We start from the raw sequence: 21,503 nt of genomic DNA on the forward strand, positions 1-21,503 counted from the left end.
GCCAAACTCAAAACAGAGAGGAACTGACATGCAAAGACGTAAATTTCTGAAAGCCGGCGTTGCCGGTGCGGCCGCCGCGACACTCGCCACGCCAGCCATTGCGCAGGACAAGCGCGAATGGAAGATGGTCACTGCCTGGCCGAAGAACCTGCCGGGCCCGGGCGTTGCCGCCCAGCTTTTGGCTGACCGGATCACCACGCTTTCGGGCGGCCGCATCGAGGTCAAGCTCTTCGCCGCTGGTGAAATCGTGCCGGGCCGCGGCGTCTTTGACGCTGTCTCCGAAGGCACCGCCGAGCTCTACCATGCCGTTCCCGCCTATTGGGGTTCGAAGTCCAAGGGCATCCTGCTGTTCGGCTCCCAGCCCTTCGGCCTGCGCGCCGACGAGCAGTTCGGCTGGATGCAGCATGGCGGCGGCCAGGCCCTCTATGACGAGATGTACGGCCGCTTCGGCATCAAGCCGTTCCTGTGCGGCAACTCCGGACCGCAGTGGGCCGGCTGGTTCCGCACCGAGATCAACTCGGTCGAGGATTTGAAGGGTCTCAAGTTCCGCACCACCGGTCTCGCCTCCGAGATGGCCACCAAGATGGGCATGGCTGCTGAAGCCATGGGCGGACCGCCAATGTTCCAGGCGCTGCAGACCGGCGCGCTCGATGCCGGTGAGTTCATCGGCCCCTGGACCGATTCCGCACTCGGCTTCTACCAGGTTGCCAAGAACTACTACTGGCCCGGCGTCGGTGAGCCTTCATCGGCTGAGGAATGCGGCGTCAACGCAGCAGCCTTTGCAGAGCTGCCGGAAGACCTGCAGCAGGTCGTCACGCTGGCCTGCGAAAGCCTCTACAACCCGGTCTGGACCGAATACACCACCAAGCACGCTCAGGCGCTCAAGACGCTTGTGTCCGAGCATGGCGTCATGGTCCGCAAGCTGCCCGATGATGTCATCACCGCCATGGGTGCAGCGGGCGCGGAGGTCATTGACGAACTTCGCCAGAACGATGATGAATTGGTCAAGCGCATCACCGAGAGCTTCATCGCCTATCGCGATCTGGTCGGTGGTTACATGACCTATGCCGACAATGGCCAGATGAACGCCCGCGCAGCGATCATGGGCTACTGATCATCAACCGCCGGCGCGAGCCTTGAAGGTTTCGCGCCGGCGTCCCGTTTCGGGCGAAGGGGATCCCATGCAGCGACTGGCCGATTTTCTCGATGGCATCGCCCGCGTCACCGCCAGCATCGTGCGTTGGCTTGCGCTTGTGATGGTGCTGGTCCAATTCGCCATTGTCGTCGGACGTTATGTCTTCGGCGTCAATTCCATCGCCGCCCAGGAGAGCGTGCTCTACATGCATGCGGCGCTGTTCATGCTTGGCGCGGGCTACACGCTGCTGGTTGACAAGCATGTCCGTGTTGACGTCTTCTACGCCAAGGCAAGTGACGCCACCCGCCGTCGCATCGATGTTTTCGGCCATCTCATTTTGCTCATTCCCTCAATGCTGGCGCTGGCTTACTGGTCCTGGCCCTCGGTGCGCAATTCCTGGAAGATCCTCGAAGGCCCGATTTCCGTCGGCGGCATCGAGGCGGTGTTCCTGATGAAATCGCTGATCCCTGCCTTCTGCGTGCTTGTGCTGCTGCAATCGCTGTCGCTGCTGATCAGGCTGATGCTACCGGTCACCTCCTCTGAAAAGGCCGCGGCATGAGTGCCTATCTCGATCTGTTCATGTTCGTGGCGCTGATCGGCGCCATTCTGCTGGGCTTCCCGGTCTCGTTCTCGATCGCCGGTGTGGCGATCATCTTCGCCTATCTCGGCTGGGCGCTTGGTGTGATGGACATCTCGCTGATGGGTGCCACCGGACAGCGCGTCTTTGGCCTTCTGTCCAACCAGGTGCTGATCGCGATCCCGCTCTTCGTGCTGATGGGCGCGGTGCTGGAAAAAAGCCGCATCGCCGAGGAACTGCTGGACACCATGGGCCGCCTGTTCGGCCAGCTGCGCGGCGGTTTGGGGATCTCGGTGGTGCTGGTCGGCGCGCTGCTTGCCGCCTCCACCGGCATTGTCGGCGCAACCGTGGTTGCCATGGGCATGATCGCGCTGCCCACCATGCTGCGCGCCGGTTATGACCCGCGCGTGGCCTCCGGCATCGTCTGCACCGCGGGAACGCTGGGCCAGATCATTCCGCCCTCGACGCTGCTGATCATTCTCGCCGACGTAATGTCGAACGCCTATCAGCAGGCGCAATACGAGCAGGGCAAATTCGCGGTCGAAGCGCTCTCGGTCGGCCAGTTCTTCGCCGCCGCCATCCTGCCCGGCTTCATGCTGGTGTTGCTCTATCTGATCTACATCCTGCTGCGTGGCGTGGTCCGGCCGCAGGACATGCCGCCCGCAGCCCTTGACCTGCCCAAACCCGGTCGCAGCGAAGTGCTCGCAGCCATCGTGCCGCCGGTGCTGCTGATCATCGCCGTTCTGGGCGCCATCCTCGGCGGCGTCGCCACGCCCACCGAAGCAGCCTCCGTCGGCGCCATCGGCGCGCTGCTGATGGCCGGACGGCGCATTGGCTTGAACCCGAAGATCATTCTCGTGGGCGCCGGTGCGCTGGTGCTGCTGGGCGTGCTTGCAGGCCTGTTTCCGGTGCGGCTGCAGCGCAGCGACCTCAGTCTGTTCTCGCAGGCAGCCGGCGGCATCTATGTGGTGCTCACCATCATCGGCGCGGTTGCCATCTTCTATGCTCTCAGGGCCGCTTTCCGCGAGAAAGTGATCCATGCGGCGGTCAATTCAACGCTGACCATGACCGCAATGATCTTCGCCACCATTCTGGCCGCAGGCATTTTCTCGCTGGTCTTCATCGGGCTTGGCGGCGAGGAGCGGGTGGCGGAAATCCTCAGCGAAATGCCCGGCGGCGCCACCGGCGCGCTGTTGTTCTGCATGGCGCTGGTCTTCGTGCTCGGCTTCTTCCTCGATTTCGTCGAGATCTCGGTGATCGTGCTGCCGCTGATCGCCCCGCCGCTGATCCTGATGGGCCACGACCCGATCTGGCTCGGCGTGCTGCTCGCGATCAACCTGCAGACCAGCTTCCTGACCCCGCCCTTCGGCTTCTCGCTGTTCTACCTGCGCGGCGCGGCACCCAAGGAAATCTCCACCGGCCAGATCTACGCCGGCGTGATCCCCTTCATCGGCCTGCAGATCCTCGGCATGACCGTGGTCTGGTTCTGGCCGGCAATCTCCACCTGGCTGCCAAGACTGCTGTTTTAGGGGGGGCGTGCACAAGGCTGAAAACGTCCACCTCTCTTGCAAAATCCAACGGTTAGCCTTCGGCTAAGTCGTAGATTTTGCTTTCTCCCCCACCAAGGGGGAGAAAGACATCGCGCTCTTCAGATCAAATTCCGCCCATGCAGATGTATTTGATCTCGAGATAATCGTCGCAGCCATATTTCGAGCCCTCGCGGCCCTGGCCGGATTGCTTGACGCCGCCGAAGGGGGCGACTTCGGTGGAGATCAGGCCGGTGTTGACGCCGACCATGCCGTATTCGAGCGCCTCGGCCACGCGCCAGACGCGGGTGAGGTCGTTGGCGTAGAAATAGGAGGCGAGGCCGAAGATCGTGTCATTGGCCTGTTCGATGACGTCTTCCACCGTGTCGAACTTGAACAGCGGCGCCACCGGGCCAAAGGTCTCGTCATGGGCCACCTGCATGTCGCGGGTGACACCGGTCAGGATGGTCGGCTGGAAAAAGGTGCCGCCGAGATCGTGGCGGGTGCCGCCGGTGAGCACCTTGGCGCCCTTCGTTTTGGCGTCCTCGATATGCTCGATCACCTTGTCGACGGCCGCGTCGCTGATCAGCGGACCGGTGGTCACGCCTTCTTCAAAACCGTCGCCGATCTTCATTTTGCCCACAGCAATGGCGAGCTTTTCGGCGAAGGCATCATAAACTCCAGCTTGCACATAGATCCGGTTGGCGCACACGCAGGTCTGACCGTTGTTGCGGTATTTGGAGATCATCGCGCCCTCGACCGCGGCGTCGAGATCGGCATCGTCAAACACGATGAACGGCGCGTTGCCGCCAAGCTCCATCGAGGTTTTCTTGATCTGGTCGGCCGACTGCCGCATCAGGATGCGGCCGACTTCGGTCGAGCCGGTGAAGGTGAGCTTGCGCACCTTGTCGTTGGAGCAGAATTCCTGGCCGATTGCGGCGCTGGATTTCGAGGTGATGACGCTGAACAGGCCCTTGGGCACGCCGGCCTCTTCGGCAAGCTTTGCCATGACCAGTGCCGACAGCGGGGTTTCGGCCGCGGGCTTGGCAACGAAGGCGCAGCCGACAGCCAGGGCAGGGCCGAGCTTGCGCGCGATCATCGCATTGGGGAAGTTCCACGGTGTGATCGAGGCAACAACGCCGACCGGCTGCTTGATCACCACGATGCGCTTGTCAGCCTGATGGCCGGGAATGGTGTCGCCATAGACCCGCTTGGCCTCTTCCGCGAACCACTCGATGAAGCCCGCGCCATACAGGATCTCGCCCTTGCCCTCGGCCAGCGGCTTGCCCATTTCGGCGGTCAGAATGGCGCCCAGATCATCAACATTGGCGACCATCAGGTCATGGAACTTGCGCATGATTGCAGAGCGTTCCTTGCCGGTCTTCTTCGCCCAGTCCTTCTGCGCGATATAGGCGGCATCGATCGCAGTCCGGGTTTCCTCGACGCCAAGGTCGGGCAGGGAGGCGATAACTTCGCCGGTCGACGGGTTGAGCACATCGAAGCTCTTGCCGGCTTGTGCCGCTGACACCCAGGTTTCGCCAACCAGCGCCTCGGTCACCAGAAGGTCGGGGTTTTTCAGCTTTGCTGCCAGTGGGGTGTTGCTCATTGCGTGAAGGCTCCGGTTTCTCAACAATTTGGTCAGAACAGACATGTTGCACATGTCTCTTGCCCCCGAGTACGCCATTTTGGAAGGCTTTGGGAGACAGGAAATGGATCTGAGGCACCAGGAGGCCTCAAGTCAACCGATAAGGCGTTCTTCAAACGGGCGAACCCAGTGCGCCAGCCCGTGCGGGTGATATTGGGCGCAGGTGCGCTTCGGGCCGCACAGTTTCACGGCCAGGCCGCATAGGTCAGATCGCCCTGATCCCGCCTGTGACGCAGCACATGGCGATACCGGCCCGGGCTTTGCCCCGACGGCGTGCTCAACGCAATCTCCAATGCGCCCGAAGATGCGCCGGCGCTGGTTGAAGCGATGATCGCAAATCCTGCCGTTCGATGTGTCAACTTCACCGGCTCGAGGCGCGTCGGCAAGGTCATCGGGGAACTGGCGGGCCGTTATCTCAAGCCAGCGCTGCTGGAGCTTGGCGGCAAGGCGCCGATGATCCTGCTCGAGGATGCGGACATTGACGCGGCGGTGGCGGCGGCTGGTTTCGGCTCCTACATGAACCAGGGCCAGATCTGCATGTCGACCGAGCGAATCATTGCCGTCGGTTCGATCGGCGACAAGTTCGTCGAAGCCTTTGCCAAGAAAGTGGAGCAACTGACCGCGAGCGACCCGCGCGAGGGATCGTCACCGCTGGGTTCACTTGTCGATCTCTCCGCAGCCGACCGCATCCGCGATCTTATCGAGGATGGCGTGTCCAAGGGCGCAAAGCTGATTGCCGGCGGCGGCGAGGGCACCATTCTCAACGCGGCGGCGCTGGACCATGTCACACCTGACATGCGGCTTTACACCGAAGAGAGTTTTGGCCCTGTGGTCAGCATCATCCGCGCCGGATCGGTCGATGAAGCGGTGCGGATCGCCAACGACAGCGATCTGGGCCTGTCTTCGGCCGTGTTCTCCAGGGATGTGATGAAAGCCATGGCTGTCGCCAAGCGCATTGAAAGCGGCATCTGCCACATCAACGGCCCGACCGTTCACGATGAAGCGCAAATGCCGTTCGGCGGCGTCAAGTCATCAGGATATGGCCGGTTTGGGGGCAACTGGGGTATCGCCGAGTTTACCGAACTCAGATGGGTCACCATCCAGGATGGAATCCCGCACTATCCGATCTGAGCCGCTGAACCCTCACAGGTGCATTTTCCGGGGATGTCATCCCCCGGGAAACCGCTGTCTGAGCAGGAAAGGCAGCGGGATTACCTGGAGAGAAAACCGCCAACCAGCAGATTGAAAACATCCGGATTTTCAAGATGAACGGCATGGGCACAACCCGGCACAACAGCAAGTCTTGCCTGGGGGATGGCATTCCAGAGCAGCTCGATTTGCTGCCAGGGATAGCTTCGGTCGCCATCGCCCCAGATCACCAGGGTTTCCGCTGCGATCTGTTTAAGGCGATCGGCCCCGTGCCAGCCCTGCATCGCATCCAGGCCTGCCTGGATTGCTTCAGGCGATGCTTGTTCGGCAATCGCCGCGCAGGCTTCAAAGGCAGGCGCGCGGTCCCGAGCCAGAAACCAGGTGGCCGAAATGCGCCGCGCCGTTGCCTTCGCACCGTCGGCTTTGGCGCGGGCTTTGCTCTCTTCGATTGTTTCGAAGCGACCCGGCAAGACACCGGTCGCGCCGGTGCCATAGAGCACAAGCCGTTCTACGTGACTCTGATCCGTACGGGCCATCTCCTGCACGATCATGCCGCCCATCGAGTGACCCAGAAGATGGTATCGCTCAACACCCTTTCGCCTGAGTTCGGCAATGACCCATTCGGCAAAGGCGCTGATTGAATGAAGCGCAGGCAGATGATTGTTTGCGCCAAACCCGGGCAGATCAACGGCGATGACGTCGTACGTGCCGGAGAAGGCCTGGATCTGAGCCTCCCACTGCGCGCTTCCTCCCATGAATCCATGGACCAGAACCAGCGGTGTCACTTGCGCTGACCCTGCACGATCCGGTCAAGGATCATGGCGCAGAACAGGATTGCGAAGCCAGCCAGAATGCCCTGGCCCACATTGGCATACTGCAGCGCTTCGAGCACATCCTCTCCCAGCCCCTTGGCCCCGATCAGGGATGCCACAACAACCATCGCCAGCGACAGCATGATCGTCTGGTTGATCCCGGCCCGGATCGACGGACTGGCCAGCGGCAGATCAACCCGGGTCAGCAGATACCATTTGTTCGCGCCGAACGAGATTGCCGCCTCGCGCACGCTGTCGGGCACGCCGCGCAGGCCGAGGACGGTCAGACGCACAACCGGGGTGCCGCCAAAGATCATGGTTGTCACCACAGCTGCCGGTTTGCCGGTGCCAAAGAAGGCGATCACCGGGATCATGAACACAAAGGCGGGCATGGTCTGCATGAAATCCATGATTGGCTGGATGAAGGAATAGAACCTGGGACGCCGCGCGCAGAACATGCCCAGCGGAATGCCGATCAGGATCGACAGACAGGCCGCGGTGCCCAGCAGCGCCAGCGTCGTCATCGCCTTGTCCCAGAATCCCAAGAGGCCCATGTAGGACAGGAACGCCGCCGACCAGATCGCCGTGCGTATTCCCGCCGTCAGCCACGTCAGCAGAACAATCAGAGAGGCGATGACGATCCAGGGCGTGCTGACAAACACCAGCTCCAGCGCATCGAGGACCATGCGGATGCAGTAGGTGATGAAATCGAACAGCACCTCTCCATTGGCCACGCAGAATGCGAAAAAGGCTTCGACCCACTCGATACTGAACAGCCGGTAGTCAGGATCGGTCGGGAATTCAGTGAGGAGGCTGAACCGCTCCGGGAAGCTGTAATGCACCATGGCGGCAATCGCGATCAGCGCCATGAAAACCGCGCTCGAGACGATATTGCTCAAAGGCAGTCCGGACCGGATGTCGGGGTTGGATAACCACTCGGAAAACCGGGCCTCGAGCGCCCAGTTGGCGACTGTTGCCTGCACGGCCTTGGCCGCGATCAGGAGCACAAGCCCACCCAGCGCAATGGTGACGCCTTGCTCGGACAGCGCCGCGGCCTCGTCCCTGATGCCGCCGATGGCGGCCTCCAGGGATTCAACGGTGCGCCGATAGACATCGACCTTGTCCGATCCGCTTTCAATCGCGGCTGCCAGTTGCTGGCGGCGCAGATCAAGTGTTCCCTCGATCGAGGTGATCCGGGCGAAGGCATCTGCCGCCAGATCGCCAAACATGCCCCGTGCCATCTGCACCAGAGCCAGCGTTTCGATGATCAGGAACGGCAGCGCCCAGGACCACAGTCCGCGCGCGCCAAACCAGACCGGGCCGAACAGGCCTGCCATCAGGTTGAATGTCGGCGTGAACTTTGCGCTCTCCCCGATCTTGTCGAACTGGGCGATGTAGTAATCGGGACTGGTGCGGACAAAACGGCGGATGTTGTCACGCCGCTCCTCGGCATAGGCAAGGGCGGCTTCGGTGTCAGTGGCTTCCAGAGGATTTTGCAAGGTGTCGCTCATGACATTTCGGTCCCTTCAACAACAGTGCGCAGAATATCGCTGCGGGAAATGACCCCGATGTCGCGCCCTTGGCTGGTCACCAGAATCGCGTTTTCATGGTCGATCGCCAGATTGATCAGCGTGCTCAGTGTCTCATCCTCCTGCACACGCGGGGCGTCGGAGCCGGGCGGTCCATTGGCGCTGATATAGGCGTCGAGCGGCTGCATCACCGCATGGGCATGGACGACCTTGAGCCTGGATATGCCGGCAACGAAATCTGCAACATAATCATCAGCGGGGTTCATCACGATCTCTTCGGCAGTGCCGGTCTGCACCAACCGCCCGTCGCGCATGATGGCGATACGGTCGCCTATGCGCACAGCCTCGTCGAGATCGTGCGTGATGAACACGGTGGTCTTCTTGAGGATCTTCGACAGCCGGATGAATTCATCCTGCAACTGACGCCGGATCAGCGGATCGAGCGCGCTGAACGGCTCGTCCATCAACAGCACATCCGGGTTGGCGGCCAGGGCACGGGCCAAACCGACGCGCTGCTGCATGCCGCCTGAGAGTTCATGAGCGAATTTCGCGCCCCATGGCCTGAGCTCGACGATGTCCAGGATTGCCGCGGCCTGGCGCATTCGGTCGTTCTTGCTGACCTGCCGGATTTCCAGCGGCATTGCCACATTGTCCAGCACGGAGCGGTGTGGCATCAGCGCAAAATTCTGAAACACCATGCCGATTTTGCGGTTGCGGAATGTTTGCAGGTCCTTCGGGCCAAGGCCCATCACATCCGTGCCTTCAATCAGGATCTTGCCATCCGTGGGTTCCAGCAGGCGGTTGAAGTGGCGCACCAGCGTTGACTTGCCGCTGCCGGAAAGCCCCATGATGCAAAAGATCTCGCCCCGGTTCACCGACAAGCTGACATCGGCCACCCCCACGGCCGCGTTATACTTGGCCAGAACCTGCGCCTTGTCCAATCCCTCCTCACGGATCGCGCGCAGTGCCTCCTTGTGATTGGCGCCGAAAATCTTCCACACATTGGAAATCTCAATGACGGTTTCATCGCTCATGGCAAGGCTGTTCCGTTACCTGGTGGTCCGACCGCAAGAGATGGTCCCGACCCGGGCCGGGACCATCGATGTGTTCACTCTAGCGCGATGCTAGAGGCCCAGCCATGCATCCACGCGATCAGGATTTGCTTCCATCCATTCCTTTGCGACTTCCGCAGGATCGCGGCCCTTGCCGCTGATCTCATAAGCGAAGTTGCTCACATCATCGGCGGAGAGGGAAAATCGCTGGAAGAACTCCGCGATTGCAGGCGAGCGCTCTGGCAGCGAGTTCGACCAGGCGATCTGGACTTTCTTCAGATCATCCTTGGTGGCAACAGTGGACTTTTCGTACCAATCGGCATCATCGGACGGCTGGATCATCACATATTTTGCCGGGTCATAGGTCGGCTCGCTGAGCATCACCACATCGAACATGTACCAGACCGCATGGGGCTCGTAGCAATAGAACGCATAGCCTTCGCCCTTGGCGATTGAATCCTTGATGCGCGCGGTCTTGACGCTTTCCTCGGCGCGGATCGGCTCGACGAAGTCGAGCAGGCCGTAGTCGCGGACCTTGACTTCGTTGACATTGGCAGAGGCCCAGCCGGGAGCGCCAATCCACATCTCGCCCTTGCCGTTGCCGTCGCTGTCCATCAGGGCTGCAACATCCGGGCGTCCCAGATCCGCGATATCGGTGATGTTGTTGGCTGCAGCAAAATCCTTGGAGACGCAGAAACCCTGATTGCCCTGGTAAGGGTTGGACGACAGCGTCACCGTTCCGGCTTCATCCACATATTGCTTGGTGAAGCTTTCCTGGTTTGGCAGCCAGACGTCCGGATGGACATCGATATCGCCTTTGCCCTGGTCCATCGCCTGAAAGATGGTCGCGTTGTTGCCTGGAACATACTCGACTTCACCGCCAATGCGGTTTTCGACTACGGTTCCCAGGATATGGGCAATGGCTTGCGCTCCGGTCCATGAGGGGACGCCGATCTTGACGCTTTCGGCGAGAGCTGGAGCGCTGATTACGCTGAGCAGCGTTGCGGTCAGCAAGGTGGCTTTTAGTGACATTTTGGCAGTCTCCTTGTTGGGGGTGGTTTGTTAGTCTGAATAGCCCGGCAGCCCGAAAATATCGGGATAGCCAAACAGCGCCGCACTTCCGCCGGTGTGCAGAAACACAACATTGTTCATGCCGTCGAAATATCCCTTGCGGATCTGATCGATCAGCCCATCAAGGCCCTTGCCCGAATAGACCGGGTCAAACAGAAGCCCTTCGGTCTCGGCCAGCAGTTTCAGCGCCTTGATCATGCCGTCCGTTGGCAGGCCGTAACCCGGCCCGACATAGTCACAATTGGCGCGGACATCGCCGCGCTGGATTGTGAGGCCGGTGCCCATGTGATCCGCGGTCCGCTGGGCCAGATCAAAAACCATCTGCTCCTGTTTTGGCTGTGGCGCGCGAACGCCAATTCCAAGCAGATGCATGTCACTCTGGATCGCGGCCAGTCCGGCGACGAGCCCGGCCTGTGTGCCCGAACTGCCCGTTGCGTGCACCAGCGCATCAATATGCAAGCCGGTGCTTGCGGCCTGTTCAGCCAGCTCTCGTGCACAATTGACGTAGCCCAAAGCTCCGATGGGATTGGATCCGCCGCCGGGTATGATGTAGGGATTCATGCCTTGCGCCAGCAGCTTTTCGGCCAGAGCCTCCATCTCGGCATTCATATCCGCGCCGCCCGGGCGCTTGGAAACCGATGCGCCATGCAGCCGGTCCAGCAAGACGTTGCCATTCAAGGTGTAGTTGGACTCACTGGAACCGGTCCGGTCCTCCAGCAGGATGTGGCAGGCCATACCCAGTTTTGCCGCCGCCGCGGCGGTCTGGCGGGCGTGGTTGGACTGCGTGGCGCCCTGGGTGATGATCGTATCGGCGCCTTGGTCCAGCGCATCCGCCATCAGATATTCCAGCTTGCGGGTCTTGTTGCCGCCGGACGAAAGCCCGGTGCAGTCATCACGCTTCACCCAAAGCCGCGGTCCTCCCAGCATTTCGCTCAACCGGTCCATGGGCTCCAAGGGGGTTGGAAAATGACCAAGCTGTACCCTTGGAAACCGGGCCAATGAGATCGACAAATCCTTGCACAGGCTCATCGTCATTTCCGGCGAGACCCGTGTCCCGGGTTCAATCATCTGCTTTGCTTCAGTCACGCCTGAGGTTCCTCTCCATATGTCGAGACAAACCATCACCAATGGTTAATCAAAAAAATAATGCTTTTTTGTTGGGCTGCCCATACATATGCTTTGGGCAAAGGATATGTATCATGGACATGCAGTGGCTCGACGACGTTCTGGTGCTGTTGGAAGAGGGCAACCTGACCCGGGCAGCCGCGCGGCGGAACATCACGCAACCAGCCTTCTCAAGGCGTATTCGCAGCTTTGAGGACTGGCTTGGGGTCACTGTTCTCGAACGCGGCACCAACCGTGTCGAGATCAGTTCAGCGCTGGTGACCAACGAGGCGGAGATCCGCGCCCTGGTCAATCGCATCCGTGATCTGCGCACCAGGATCGTCCATTTCGACCCGGCCAGCTCCACCATATCCATCGCCGCTCAACATGCACCGATTGTGTCGACCTTCCCGGACATGGCGCTCAGGGCCAAACACCACTGGCCGGCGCTCAAGATCCGGTTGCGGGCCGGCAATTTGCGCGATTGCGTCACGATGTTTCTGCGCGGTGAAACCAGCCTTTTGCTCTGCTACGAGTCAGAGGCCGCAGGGCCCTTGCCCTTCGCTCCGAGCGTGCGGCGCGCCCTGTGGGGGATTGATTACCTGATCCCCGTCGTGGGTGGTGCACTGCGCTACACTGTCAAGGAAAACAAGGATATCGCCGCTGACACTCCGGCCATTGTGTATCCTGACAACAGCTATTTCGGTGAGGTCTTGAACAAGGCCCAACGCCCGTTTTCCACGCAGGGCCACAGCGTAAACCCGGTGTGTGAAACAGCGTTCTCCAGCGGCATCAAGGAACTGGTTCTCAAGGGGATCGGGGTCGGCTGGCTGCCGTTCAGCATGGCCTATCGCGAGATCGAAAGCGGGCAGATGATCTCGCTTGCCAACCGGTTCGGCAAGGAACCGCTGGATGTGGCGATCTATGCCGACACCGCCAACCAAATGGCGGTTTCCCTGCTCGATGTCTGGACTTCCAAAACGTCGTAGCTGGGCCAAATGATGCGCATTGAAACTGGAGGCTGGCATCGAGAAACCTCTGGTTTGCGATAGAACACTTGTCGCTAGTCACTCTGAAGCAGGTCGGCACGCAACCGCTCCTCATCAAGTGGCAATTCGGTAAAGATCCGCCAGGCGTCCAGGCCCTGTCCGATAAACAGCTCGTAGCCTGAGATTGTCTGAAGGCCGTGTTTGCGAGCGTCCCTAAGAAACAATGTGTTGAGTGGGGTATAGACGGCATCAAAAGCCCAGCTGGCGCCTGCGATGAACCGCTGGTCAAGTGGCGTGCCAGGATAGCCATCCATGCCGATCGGGGTGCAGTTGATGATCCCGTTTACGCCCTGTGAAAGGCCTCCTGCGTCACTGCCGACATCGACATGCAGCTGCGGGCTGGCAAGGCGCAGAGCTGCCGCCAGGGCCTCTGCCTTGGGCGTGTCGAGATCTGCGATGCGCAATTGCCGCACCCCAAGCGCAATCAGCCCGAAGGCGACTGCCTTGCCGGCTCCACCGGCGCCGATCAACAACACGGTTTCAGGCTTGGCAGCGCCCCGTATCCGGCGATAGGCCCGGATGAACCCCGAATAATCGGTGTTGAAGCCGTGGGGGCCGCCTTCATCGAAAACGACAGTGTTGACCGCTCCCATAGCCCGTACCAGCTCATCTTCGATGATCACCTTGGTGCTGGCGCGCTCCTTGTAGGGATAGGTGACGTTGACGCCGCGATACCCTGCATTTGCAACTTCATTGAAGAGAGGATCAAAGGCTTTGCCCTGTTCATGAGGCACAAGACGGTCATAGGTGACAGCTCGATCGTTTTGCAGGCCAGCCAGCCTGTGCAGGCGCGGTGCCTGTGATTGGGCGATGTTGTCCCCAATCAGGCCAAGGCGGATCGTGTTGCTTGCCATGCGTCCTTCTTTCAGAGATCCGCGGATCGGCCTGCCCGGACATCAGGCAGAACCATCCAACGCACGTAACCAGCAGTTACAGGCTTCTGATACGGTTGCGCAAACGATCTGCACCCTCGAGGATCTGATCCAGCACAACGTCCGCCGCCCAATGCCGTTCATCAATATCATAGTTCACGCTGCGGCTGTGGACACTGGCAAAGGTTCCGATGCGGCGGTGAAAGTGTTTGGCAAGTTTCGGATAACCGAGACTCTCGGACATTGCGGCAAGCACCAGGAACGTATCGAGTTCAGCGGCGAACTCGGGATGAGCCTGTCCGTGATCGATCAGCCACCGGTAGAGGTCGGGGTGAAAGTTGTTCATGACCCCCGAAAACCCGTGGCCGCCGGCCTGGATGGCAGGCCAGGCAATGGCCGCATTGGCATTGTTGATCGCCAGGGGAGTGCCGGCGACCAGGGCGAGGCGCCGCTTGAGATGTTCAAGGTTGCACGTCACATCCTTGAGGAAGGCGAAACGGCCGCTATGCGCACACCAGCTCACCTCCTCATCGGTCAACAGACGGCGATAGGGGGCCGGGCATTCATAGAGTCCGAGCATCAGGTCTGCGGGCAGCGCTTCGAGGAGCGCATCCATCCGGCTTTGGAATGCGGAACTGTCCTCATTCGCGGCGGCCAGGCGGTTCGTTACCAGAACCACGGCATCGACGCCCGTACCGGCAATCGTCAGCAGCTCTTCCTTCTGATCTGAAATCGAATCCGAGATGTGGCCGGAAGCAACGACCGGCACCCGGCCGGCGACCTGCTCAACAGTAAAGCGCGCCAGTTCGCGGCGTTCCTCTAGGGAGAGAAACTGCATTTCGGATGACTGGCATACCGCAAACAGACCATGGGAGCCGTTGTCGAGATACCATTCGATCAGACGCGCGTAGCCTTCCCAGTCAACCGTGTTGTCCGGCCGAAACGGTGTGATCATAACCGGGAAAACACCTTGCATCGCATGGGGCATGAAACTGGTCCTCAAAGAGAAGGGAAACAAAGGGGGTCAACTGCCGTACCCGAAGGCACGCGGGAGCATCAGAGTCAGGTCGGGAAACAGAACCAGGGCCAGAAGGGCAGCAATCAGGACACCCAGGAAAAGCCAAATCTCGCGGATGATTTCGGTCAGCGGAATACGCGTGACAGCATTGATGACGAACAGCAGGATTCCGTAGGGCGGCGTGATCAATCCGATCATGCAGTTGACGATCGCGACGACCCCGAAATGCACAAGGTCGATCCCCAGTTCCCGGCATGCCGGAATGAAAAGCGGCAGGATCACCAGGATGATGGTCGAAGCATCGAGGAAACAGCCCAGAACCAGCAGCAGCACATTGACACTGAGCAGAAACACCAGCGGATGCATATCGATGCCAACCAGTGCTTGTGCCACGACATCGGGGATGTTCTCCGAGGCTACTATATAGTTCAGGATCAGCGCTCCACCGATGATCAGGCCGACGGCTGCTGAGGATCGGGCGCTGGCGACGAGGATGTCGTAGAAATGGGCGAGCGAGAGGGACCGGTAAAAGACCGCAGCCAGGATGAGCGCGTAGAGAGCCGCGACGGCTGCCGCCTCGGTCGGGGTCGTAACACCGCCATAAATTCCATAGAGCAGAATGGCGGGCATCAGAAGTGCGGGGCCGGCGTTCAGGGTCAGCCGCGGGAACTCGCGCAACGGGACCGGCTCATTCTTTGCAAATCCCCGCTTGTGCGAGACCCAGGCGTTCATGACCATCAACACGCCACCCATCAGCAGCCCCGGCACGATCCCCGCCAGGAACAGAAATCCGATCGAGGTGTTGGACACCAATGCGTAGAGCACCATCGGGATCGAGGGTGGAATGATCGGTCCGATCGTGGCCGATGCTGCGGTGATCGCAGCCGCATAGCCACGGGTGTAGTGGCCGGATTTCACCATCATCTCGATGATCAGTTTGCCGATGCCTGCCGCATCTGCGATGGCCGAGCCGGACATGCCCGAGAACACCAGCGAAGACAGTATGTTGACGTGGCCCAGCCCTCCGCGAAAGCGGCCGACAAGGGCGATGCAGAACTGCAGCAGACGGTCTGACACAGTGCCGGCATTCATGATGTTGGCGGCCACGATGAAAAGCGGCACGGCGAGCAGGATGAAGCTCTGATAAAGCCCGTCCATGAGGATCTTGCCGCTGATCCCGATGCTTTGCCCGGAGGCTGCCAGATAGGCAAAGGAGGCGACAAGGATCGCATAGGCAATCGGCGTCCCGATCGCGGCAAGCCCCATCAGGATGGTCAGGCATAAAAGGAACTCGAAACTCATGATTTTGACCGCGGGGTATCGACAAGGTCCGGTTCCTCGACTCCGTAACGGTAAGCGCGCCAGACCTGCCAGAAATAGCGGGCGCTGATGGAGACGAGGAAAATGATGTAGATGATGTAGATGTCCCGCATCCGGACCCAATCGCCAAACAGTTCACCAAGGGTGGCTGTTCGTTTCAGCCGCAAGATCACGAAACGGTCCCAAGTCGGAAAAATCGAGACAAAGACGGCAACGGCGATGGCCAGGCCCGTGATGATGGCGAACACACGTCTGATGTGTGGTGGGGCGGCGACATAGAGAACATCGAATGTCACATGGTCACGGTTCTGCACCACAAAGGCGTTGCCCCAGAAAATCAGCCAGACCCAGGTCGCGAGGCAGAATTCAAGGGTCCATCCGAAATTGGATGGCTCCAGCCAGGGCAAGTGCTCCGACACCCAGGGCATGCGGGCCGTGTAGCGTATGGCAACCTGCAGGATGAAGGTCGCGAACATGGCCGCCATCAATGCCGCGGCAAATGCCTCGGACGAGGTGCGCAGTATCTTGAGAATGCGGGACAAGTCTTGACCTCGGACAAGCCACACTGGGATGTGGTCTCTGCTGGGTGGTGGCCGGAGCGTGCCCCGGCCACATTGTCATGACGGCTTAGTTGCCCAGAGCGTTGATCTTATCGAGAACGCCCTCGGGCCAGGACTTTGTGAAATCGGAGCCGACATACTGCGCCTGCACGTGAGTCCGGAACGCCGTCAGATCCGGCTCATAGACATCGAGACCCTGTTCCTTCAGGAACGAGACCAGGTCTTCCTCTTTCTTCAGCTGTGCCTGGCGACCGGATTCGGCTGCCTCTTCTGCGGCCTTCTGAACAACTGCCTGCTGTTCGGCATCCAATCCGTCCCATACCGACTTCGAAAAGGCGATGTAGTTGAGATCCACCAGATGTGCGGTGAGGCTGATCTGCTTGGTCACTTCGTAGAATTTTGCGTCCACGACTGTTGGCAGTGGATTGTCCTGTCCGTCGACCGAGCCGGTCTGCAGTGCGGTGTAGATCTCGGTGAAGGCCATCGGCGTTGGGTTGGCGCCGAGCGCGCGTCCGAGAAACTGCCAGGCATCGCTTCCCGGCATGCGCAGATTGACGCCCGCCAGGTCAGCCGGCTTCATCACATTCTTCTCAGCCTGCGGAAAGCGCAGGTTCACATGGCGTTTGCCCAGATACATGACGGCGAGCAGCTTAATGCCCAGCTCATCTTCCACCTTTTGCTTGAACGGATCCATCAAGGGGTCATTGAACACCTTGACCTGATGCTCCGCGCTCTGGTGAACGTAGCCTGTGGCAAAGATGGAGAATTCAGGCAGAAAATTGGCAAGTTCCTGTGCCGAAGTGATCGACATTTCGAGATCGCCGGTGGCAATGGATTCAAGCTCCGATCCCTGCGGAACCAGGGATGCATTGTAGTGGGGTTGGTATGTGGCGAACTCGCTGATCGCCGGACCAAACACCGTCGCAAGCGCCACCGAACGCTGATCGGTGTCGGAAGCAGGGGTGGACATGCGGATAACCGGCTTGTCCTGAGCCGTTGCGGAATTGAGCGGCATGGATGCGGCAAGCAATGCCAGCATGCCCGTCGATGCCAGCATGATCCGGCGCGTGAATTGTTTCGTCATGTCGTTTCTTCCTCCCAAACTAGGTGATAGTAGCAGCAAACCAATGCATTTCATCGACCGTGCCATGTTCCTCCATCCGGGTTCCGGCACGGTCAGGATCATCACTTTGTGCTTACTGTCATCGCACTAACATGTTAGTGTCGTGTTAGCAACAGCGCAGCGGAAGCGAACATGTCCGATCACATCAAAAGCCGTCAACGAGCGCAGAGGACATCCGCCCCAAGCAGCGGCGAAAACTCGCTCAAGCAGGTGGCCTACCAGCGCATCGAGGATCTGTTGAATTGGGGGAAGGTCCGCCCCGGTCAAGTCATCTCCCAAAGAGAGCTGGTGGACATGACAGAGGTCACATTGAGTGCGGTACGCGAAGCCATTCCCAGGTTTGAAGCCGAAGGCCTTCTGCAAACCCTGCCGCAGAGGGGGTTGATGGTTCCAAGCCTTGATGTGGTCTTCATTCGCGAAGCCTATCAGATGCGCCGCATCATCGAGCTCGCCACAGTGCCGGACCTGCTTGGCCAGCTCGATCGCGCGATCATTGAGGACTGGATCCAGTGGCATCTGGATGCGCGTGACAGGCTTGTCAGCGATGGCAATTCCGACCTGACGGACTTTCTGCGCGACTTCCAGCTCTATGATTGGGACATGCACGCAAGCATGGTCAATGCGATGGGCAACAGCCTGATTTCCAATGTTTACCGTGTGACCGCCATCAAGATTCGCATGTCGGCCCAATCACGGGTCCGTGTCACGCGGGAGAACGCGACCCGGGTCATCAAGGAGCACCTCGAGTTCCTGGAACCCTTGCGGGAAGGCCACACCGAGGCTGCCACCAAGGCGCTGTCGCACCATATTGACCAGTCGCTCACCCTCGCTTTGGGCGGTGTTTTGAAGGGGTAATTTCCCTTCGGGAGCGGTCCAGCAACTTTCAACAATGCTTCGCCGCACGTGCGGACAAACGGATTCCAGTGTGGTGCCCCGTGGAAATCGGCGCGATGTTCACGGCGTTGGGCTCAACCTGGCCCGCAACGTCATCGGCGATCACAGGTACCTCTGGCCAGCGCGGTTCATTTTCGGCCAGTCAGGGCCCGCTGACCACTTCGGGCAATCGCGTGGCGGGCGGCGTGTTGCGGCTCCTCAGCGAGCAGATTTTGCCGTCGATAATGGTCATGCCGACACCGGGCAGATTGCCCAGCTGGACCGATTCCAGCATGGTCTTGCCCGGCGCATGCTGAGCCTGATCCATCAGCACGAAATCTGCGGAGTAGCCAACCTCAAGCAGCCCCACATCCAGCTCACGCTGCCGGGACGTGTTGCCATTGGCGAAGCAGAAGGCGGTCGCTGCATCGACATTGCCGAGGCTCGAGAGCATGGCCACCATCCTGAGGATACCAAGCGGCTGCACTCCGGACCCCGCCGGGCCGTCGGTGCCCAGAATAAGCTGGTCTAGCTTGCCGAGTTCACGCGCGGTGTTGAGCGTCAGCAGAGCGGCGCGCTCATTGCCATTGTGGACGATCTCGAGGCCCTTGCTGCAGTTCTCGCACAGGCAGACGATCTGATCGTCCGGCAGAGCCGAGTGCCCCCCGTTGATGTGACCTACCACATCGGTCCCGGTTTCCAGCACCATGTCCGCATCGATCAGGCCCGAGCCCGGTATCGAGGGGCCGCCGGTGTGGATCGTCGACTGGATGCCGTATTTGCGGGCCCAGTTGACCATCTGGTGGGCGGTCTTGCCGTCCTTGACCGTGCCCAGTCCGACCTCGCCGAGGAATTTCACCCCGGCATCGGCCAGCTCCTTGAAATCATGTTCTTCCATGCCGTGCTCGATCACCGGTGCACCGGCGAGAACCTTGACGCCGGAGGGGCGGAAATTCTCGTACCAGCGCTGTGCGGCAATCGCCATGGCCTTGAGGCCGACAATGTCCTTGGGGCGGCCAGGCATATGCACCTCGCCGGCAGATATCATGGTGGTGACGCCGCCATGCAATGTCGAATCGATCCAGTGCAGTTGCTGCTGCCGTGGGGTATAGTCACCCACCACAGGATGGACATGGCTGTCGATCAATCCCGGCGCCAGGGTCACCCCCTTGGCATCGACCAGGGTTGTGGCATCTTCGGTGTCGAGATCCTTTTCATAGCCAAACGCTGCCACACGCCCGTCAATCGCAACCACGCAATCGCCATCAGCAATTGGCGCCTCGATCTTTCCGGTGAGCAGCAGGCCAATGTTCCTGATAACCAGTTTTTGTTTCGGGTCAGACATCGCCACCTCCTATTTGCGTTAGCATGCTAACGATATTAACAGGGCTTGCAAGCCTTGTGCTTGGGGTAGGCGTCGGTTTAGAAGCCCATATCTATTCAGATGATTCCCTGCCTTGCGCCCCGGCAAATCTGCAGACCGGCCCCGAAGCGCATGGGACGGGCTATGCAATGCCCTGCATTATGAACGGGAGGCGATCTTGGCAGAAGCACTTGATGCATCACTGGACAAACCCTATCGGCTTGATGAGCAGATCGGGTTTCTGTTGCGCCTGGCAGGACAACGCCATACGGCGATCTTTCAGGACATGGCGCCTGATGATCTCACCCCGACACAATTTGCGACGCTGGCGCGGCTGGCGGAATTCGGCGACTGCTCACAAAATGAACTCGGCCGGCGCACGGCCATGGATGTGGCGACAATCAAGGGAGTCGTGGACCGTTTGCGCGCCAAGGGCTTCGTAACGGCTGCCGCTGATCCTGACGACAAGCGGCGCAGCACACTTTCGCTGTCGCCGGATTTTGCACCTTCACTGCCGGCGCTTCTGAAGACAGGCCATGCCATTTCCGAGGCGACGCTTGCACCGCTGACCCCTGCGGAGCGCAAGACGCTTTTGCAGCTGCTCGCCAAAATCAGCGTCGCCTGAAGCCTTCACAGCTGTTCTCAAGGCCGCCGCAGCCAAGCACCGTTCTTGCCGGTTTCATCATGATCCCAGCCGGGCGGCTGGTGATCCCTGGTTACGGGGTCAGCCGACAAAAGCCCGTTCGACGACAAAGGTTGAGGGGCGGTTGTTGGCACCTTCCTCAAGGCCGAACCCTTCCAGCGCCGCCCGTGTGTCCTTCAGCATCTCCATCGAGCCGCAGATCATGCCGCGGTCGGTTTCCGGCGAGAGCGGTGGCAGACCCAGATCCGTAAACAGCTTTCCGGACGCCATCAGGTCGGTTATCCGGCCCATGAAGGGATAGGTCTCGCGGGTGCAGGTGGCGTAATGCTTCAGGCGGTCGCCTGCGAATTCCCCCACCAACGGATCTTCGCGGCATTCGCGAACCAGATCCATGCCGTATTGCAGCTCGTCCGCATCGCGGCAGGTGTGGGTCAGGATCACTTCCTCGAACTTGTCATAGGTCTCGGGGTCACGGACAAGCGACGCAAAGGGCGCGATCCCTGTCCCGGTGGAAAACATGTACAAACGTTTGCCGGGCACCAGCGCATCCAGCACCAGAGTGCCGGTCGGCTTCTTGCGCATCAGCAGCGTGTCACCGGGCACGATTTTTTGCAGGTGTTCGGTCAACGGACCACCCGGGACCTTGATCGAATAGAACTCGATTTCCTCATCCCAGGACGGGCTGGCAATGGAGTAGGCCCGAAACACCGGCTTCTCCGCATTTGGCAGACCAATCATCACAAACTCGCCGGAGCGGAACCTGAAACTGGCCGGCCGGGTAATGCGGATCTTGAACAGCCTGTCGGTGTAATGCTGGACAGAGGTGACGGTTTCGGCAAACACGCCAGCGGGAATCTCGTAGCTGCCTGCATTGGAGGTGGGACGGACAATTTGGTTCATGATCGTGATGCCTGAATTCTTTTCGTTTCTTGGGGACCAACACCTCTGGCATCGGCAGCCAATAGAAATATCATTTGTATACTAACGATAATTACCAACCAATCTCTGGTCAAGGCTAATTTGTGCGGCACGTCCAAACCATCAAACAGTCGGATTGGCAACAGTCTTTGAAGGTGTCAGCC

The 21,503-nt window shown here is 59.9% G+C and carries 19 protein-coding genes and 1 pseudogene; 7 read left to right on the forward strand and 13 right to left on the reverse strand.

All coding sequences use genetic code 11. The features are described 5' to 3' along the window. Nucleotides 1-28 precede the first annotated feature (28 nt). The 3 genes from HPDFL43_RS05705 (at nucleotide 29) to HPDFL43_RS05715 (ending at nucleotide 3,241) form a co-directional block, all read left to right on the forward strand. Nucleotides 29-1,114: a TRAP transporter substrate-binding protein gene (locus tag HPDFL43_RS05705; RefSeq protein WP_007196326.1), complete on the forward strand. Its 1,086-nt coding sequence runs from the start codon at nucleotides 29-31 to the stop codon at nucleotides 1,112-1,114. Between the two features lie 67 nt (nucleotides 1,115-1,181). Beyond that, complete coding sequence (locus tag HPDFL43_RS05710) at nucleotides 1,182-1,694, forward strand: TRAP transporter small permease subunit (RefSeq protein ID WP_007196327.1); 513 nt, start codon at nucleotides 1,182-1,184, stop codon at nucleotides 1,692-1,694. Beyond that, complete coding sequence (locus tag HPDFL43_RS05715; RefSeq protein ID WP_007196328.1) at nucleotides 1,691-3,241, forward strand: TRAP transporter large permease; 1,551 nt, start codon at nucleotides 1,691-1,693, stop codon at nucleotides 3,239-3,241. Before HPDFL43_RS05710 ends, HPDFL43_RS05715 begins: the two co-directional genes overlap by 4 nt. A gap of 124 nt (nucleotides 3,242-3,365) precedes the next feature. Here HPDFL43_RS05715 and HPDFL43_RS05720 read toward each other — a convergent pair whose 3' ends face one another. Further along, nucleotides 3,366-4,844 (reverse strand): NAD-dependent succinate-semialdehyde dehydrogenase, encoded by a 1,479-nt coding sequence (locus HPDFL43_RS05720; protein WP_040449088.1) that lies wholly within the window; start codon nucleotides 4,842-4,844, stop codon nucleotides 3,366-3,368. 303 nt (nucleotides 4,845-5,147) lie between these two features. Between HPDFL43_RS05720 and HPDFL43_RS05725 the strand changes: the two are divergent. Beyond that, a pseudogene (locus tag HPDFL43_RS05725) lies at nucleotides 5,148-6,014 on the forward strand (aldehyde dehydrogenase family protein); the annotation flags it as partial. 80 nt (nucleotides 6,015-6,094) lie between these two features. On the opposite strand, the gene HPDFL43_RS05730 reads toward HPDFL43_RS05725, so the two are convergent. The 5 genes from HPDFL43_RS05730 to cuyA all read right to left on the reverse strand — a co-directional run bounded on the left by HPDFL43_RS05730 (nucleotide 6,095) and on the right by cuyA (nucleotide 11,501). Beyond that, entirely contained in the window at nucleotides 6,095-6,817 is a 723-nt protein-coding gene (locus tag HPDFL43_RS05730; protein WP_007196332.1) for an alpha/beta fold hydrolase, read from the reverse strand. Beyond that, complete coding sequence (locus HPDFL43_RS05735) at nucleotides 6,814-8,355, reverse strand: ABC transporter permease (protein WP_007196333.1); 1,542 nt, start codon at nucleotides 8,353-8,355, stop codon at nucleotides 6,814-6,816. The genes HPDFL43_RS05730 and HPDFL43_RS05735 overlap by 4 nt, the downstream gene beginning before the upstream one ends. Further along, nucleotides 8,352-9,407, reverse strand: coding sequence for a quaternary amine ABC transporter ATP-binding protein (locus HPDFL43_RS05740; protein WP_007196334.1), 1,056 nt, complete (start codon nucleotides 9,405-9,407; stop codon nucleotides 8,352-8,354). Before HPDFL43_RS05740 ends, HPDFL43_RS05735 begins: the two co-directional genes overlap by 4 nt. 90 nt (nucleotides 9,408-9,497) lie before the next feature. After that, nucleotides 9,498-10,457, reverse strand: coding sequence for an ABC transporter substrate-binding protein (locus HPDFL43_RS05745; protein WP_007196335.1), 960 nt, complete (start codon nucleotides 10,455-10,457; stop codon nucleotides 9,498-9,500). Between the two features lie 30 nt (nucleotides 10,458-10,487). Next, a complete protein-coding gene (gene cuyA / locus HPDFL43_RS05750) occupies nucleotides 10,488-11,501 on the reverse strand; it encodes a D-cysteate sulfo-lyase (protein ID WP_210165646.1) in 1,014 nt (337 codons plus the stop codon). 194 nt (nucleotides 11,502-11,695) lie between these two features. Here cuyA and HPDFL43_RS05755 point away from each other — a divergent pair, with 194 nt between their 5' ends. Next, entirely contained in the window at nucleotides 11,696-12,589 is an 894-nt protein-coding gene (locus HPDFL43_RS05755) for a LysR family transcriptional regulator (protein ID WP_007196337.1), read from the forward strand. Nucleotides 12,590-12,663: 74 nt separating this feature from the next. Here the strand turns inward: HPDFL43_RS05755 and HPDFL43_RS05760 are convergent, their stop codons facing one another. The 5 genes from HPDFL43_RS05760 to dctP all read right to left on the reverse strand — a co-directional run bounded on the left by HPDFL43_RS05760 (nucleotide 12,664) and on the right by dctP (nucleotide 17,503). After that, entirely contained in the window at nucleotides 12,664-13,503 is an 840-nt protein-coding gene (locus HPDFL43_RS05760) for a shikimate dehydrogenase family protein (protein ID WP_040449089.1), read from the reverse strand. A gap of 76 nt (nucleotides 13,504-13,579) precedes the next feature. Beyond that, nucleotides 13,580-14,509: a dihydrodipicolinate synthase family protein gene (locus HPDFL43_RS05765; protein ID WP_040449090.1), complete on the reverse strand. Its 930-nt coding sequence runs from the start codon at nucleotides 14,507-14,509 to the stop codon at nucleotides 13,580-13,582. Nucleotides 14,510-14,545: 36 nt separating this feature from the next. Further along, nucleotides 14,546-15,841: a TRAP transporter large permease gene (locus HPDFL43_RS05770; protein ID WP_040449091.1), complete on the reverse strand. Its 1,296-nt coding sequence runs from the start codon at nucleotides 15,839-15,841 to the stop codon at nucleotides 14,546-14,548. After that, nucleotides 15,838-16,401, reverse strand: coding sequence for a TRAP transporter small permease (locus tag HPDFL43_RS05775; RefSeq protein WP_007196341.1), 564 nt, complete (start codon nucleotides 16,399-16,401; stop codon nucleotides 15,838-15,840). Before HPDFL43_RS05775 ends, HPDFL43_RS05770 begins: the two co-directional genes overlap by 4 nt. An 85-nt stretch (nucleotides 16,402-16,486) precedes the next feature. Continuing rightward, complete coding sequence (dctP, locus tag HPDFL43_RS05780; protein ID WP_007196342.1) at nucleotides 16,487-17,503, reverse strand: TRAP transporter substrate-binding protein DctP; 1,017 nt, start codon at nucleotides 17,501-17,503, stop codon at nucleotides 16,487-16,489. Between the two features lie 171 nt (nucleotides 17,504-17,674). On the opposite strand from dctP, the gene HPDFL43_RS05785 reads away from it, so the two are divergent. Beyond that, nucleotides 17,675-18,397 (forward strand): GntR family transcriptional regulator, encoded by a 723-nt coding sequence (locus HPDFL43_RS05785; RefSeq protein WP_007196343.1) that lies wholly within the window; start codon nucleotides 17,675-17,677, stop codon nucleotides 18,395-18,397. Nucleotides 18,398-18,578: 181 nt separating this feature from the next. Here HPDFL43_RS05785 and HPDFL43_RS05790 read toward each other — a convergent pair whose 3' ends face one another. Beyond that, complete coding sequence (locus HPDFL43_RS05790; protein ID WP_007196344.1) at nucleotides 18,579-19,760, reverse strand: amidohydrolase family protein; 1,182 nt, start codon at nucleotides 19,758-19,760, stop codon at nucleotides 18,579-18,581. 196 nt (nucleotides 19,761-19,956) lie between these two features. Between HPDFL43_RS05790 and HPDFL43_RS21885 the strand changes: the two genes are divergently transcribed. Then, nucleotides 19,957-20,403, forward strand: coding sequence for a MarR family winged helix-turn-helix transcriptional regulator (locus tag HPDFL43_RS21885; RefSeq protein ID WP_040449736.1), 447 nt, complete (start codon nucleotides 19,957-19,959; stop codon nucleotides 20,401-20,403). Nucleotides 20,404-20,502: 99 nt separating this feature from the next. Here the strand turns inward: HPDFL43_RS21885 and HPDFL43_RS05800 are convergent, their stop codons facing one another. After that, complete coding sequence (locus HPDFL43_RS05800; RefSeq protein WP_007196346.1) at nucleotides 20,503-21,321, reverse strand: ferredoxin--NADP reductase; 819 nt, start codon at nucleotides 21,319-21,321, stop codon at nucleotides 20,503-20,505. Between the last annotated feature and the right edge of the window lie 182 nt (nucleotides 21,322-21,503).

It is taken from the genome of Hoeflea phototrophica DFL-43 (genome assembly GCF_000154705.2).
GTDB classification, from domain to species: domain Bacteria; phylum Pseudomonadota; class Alphaproteobacteria; order Rhizobiales; family Rhizobiaceae; genus Hoeflea; species Hoeflea phototrophica.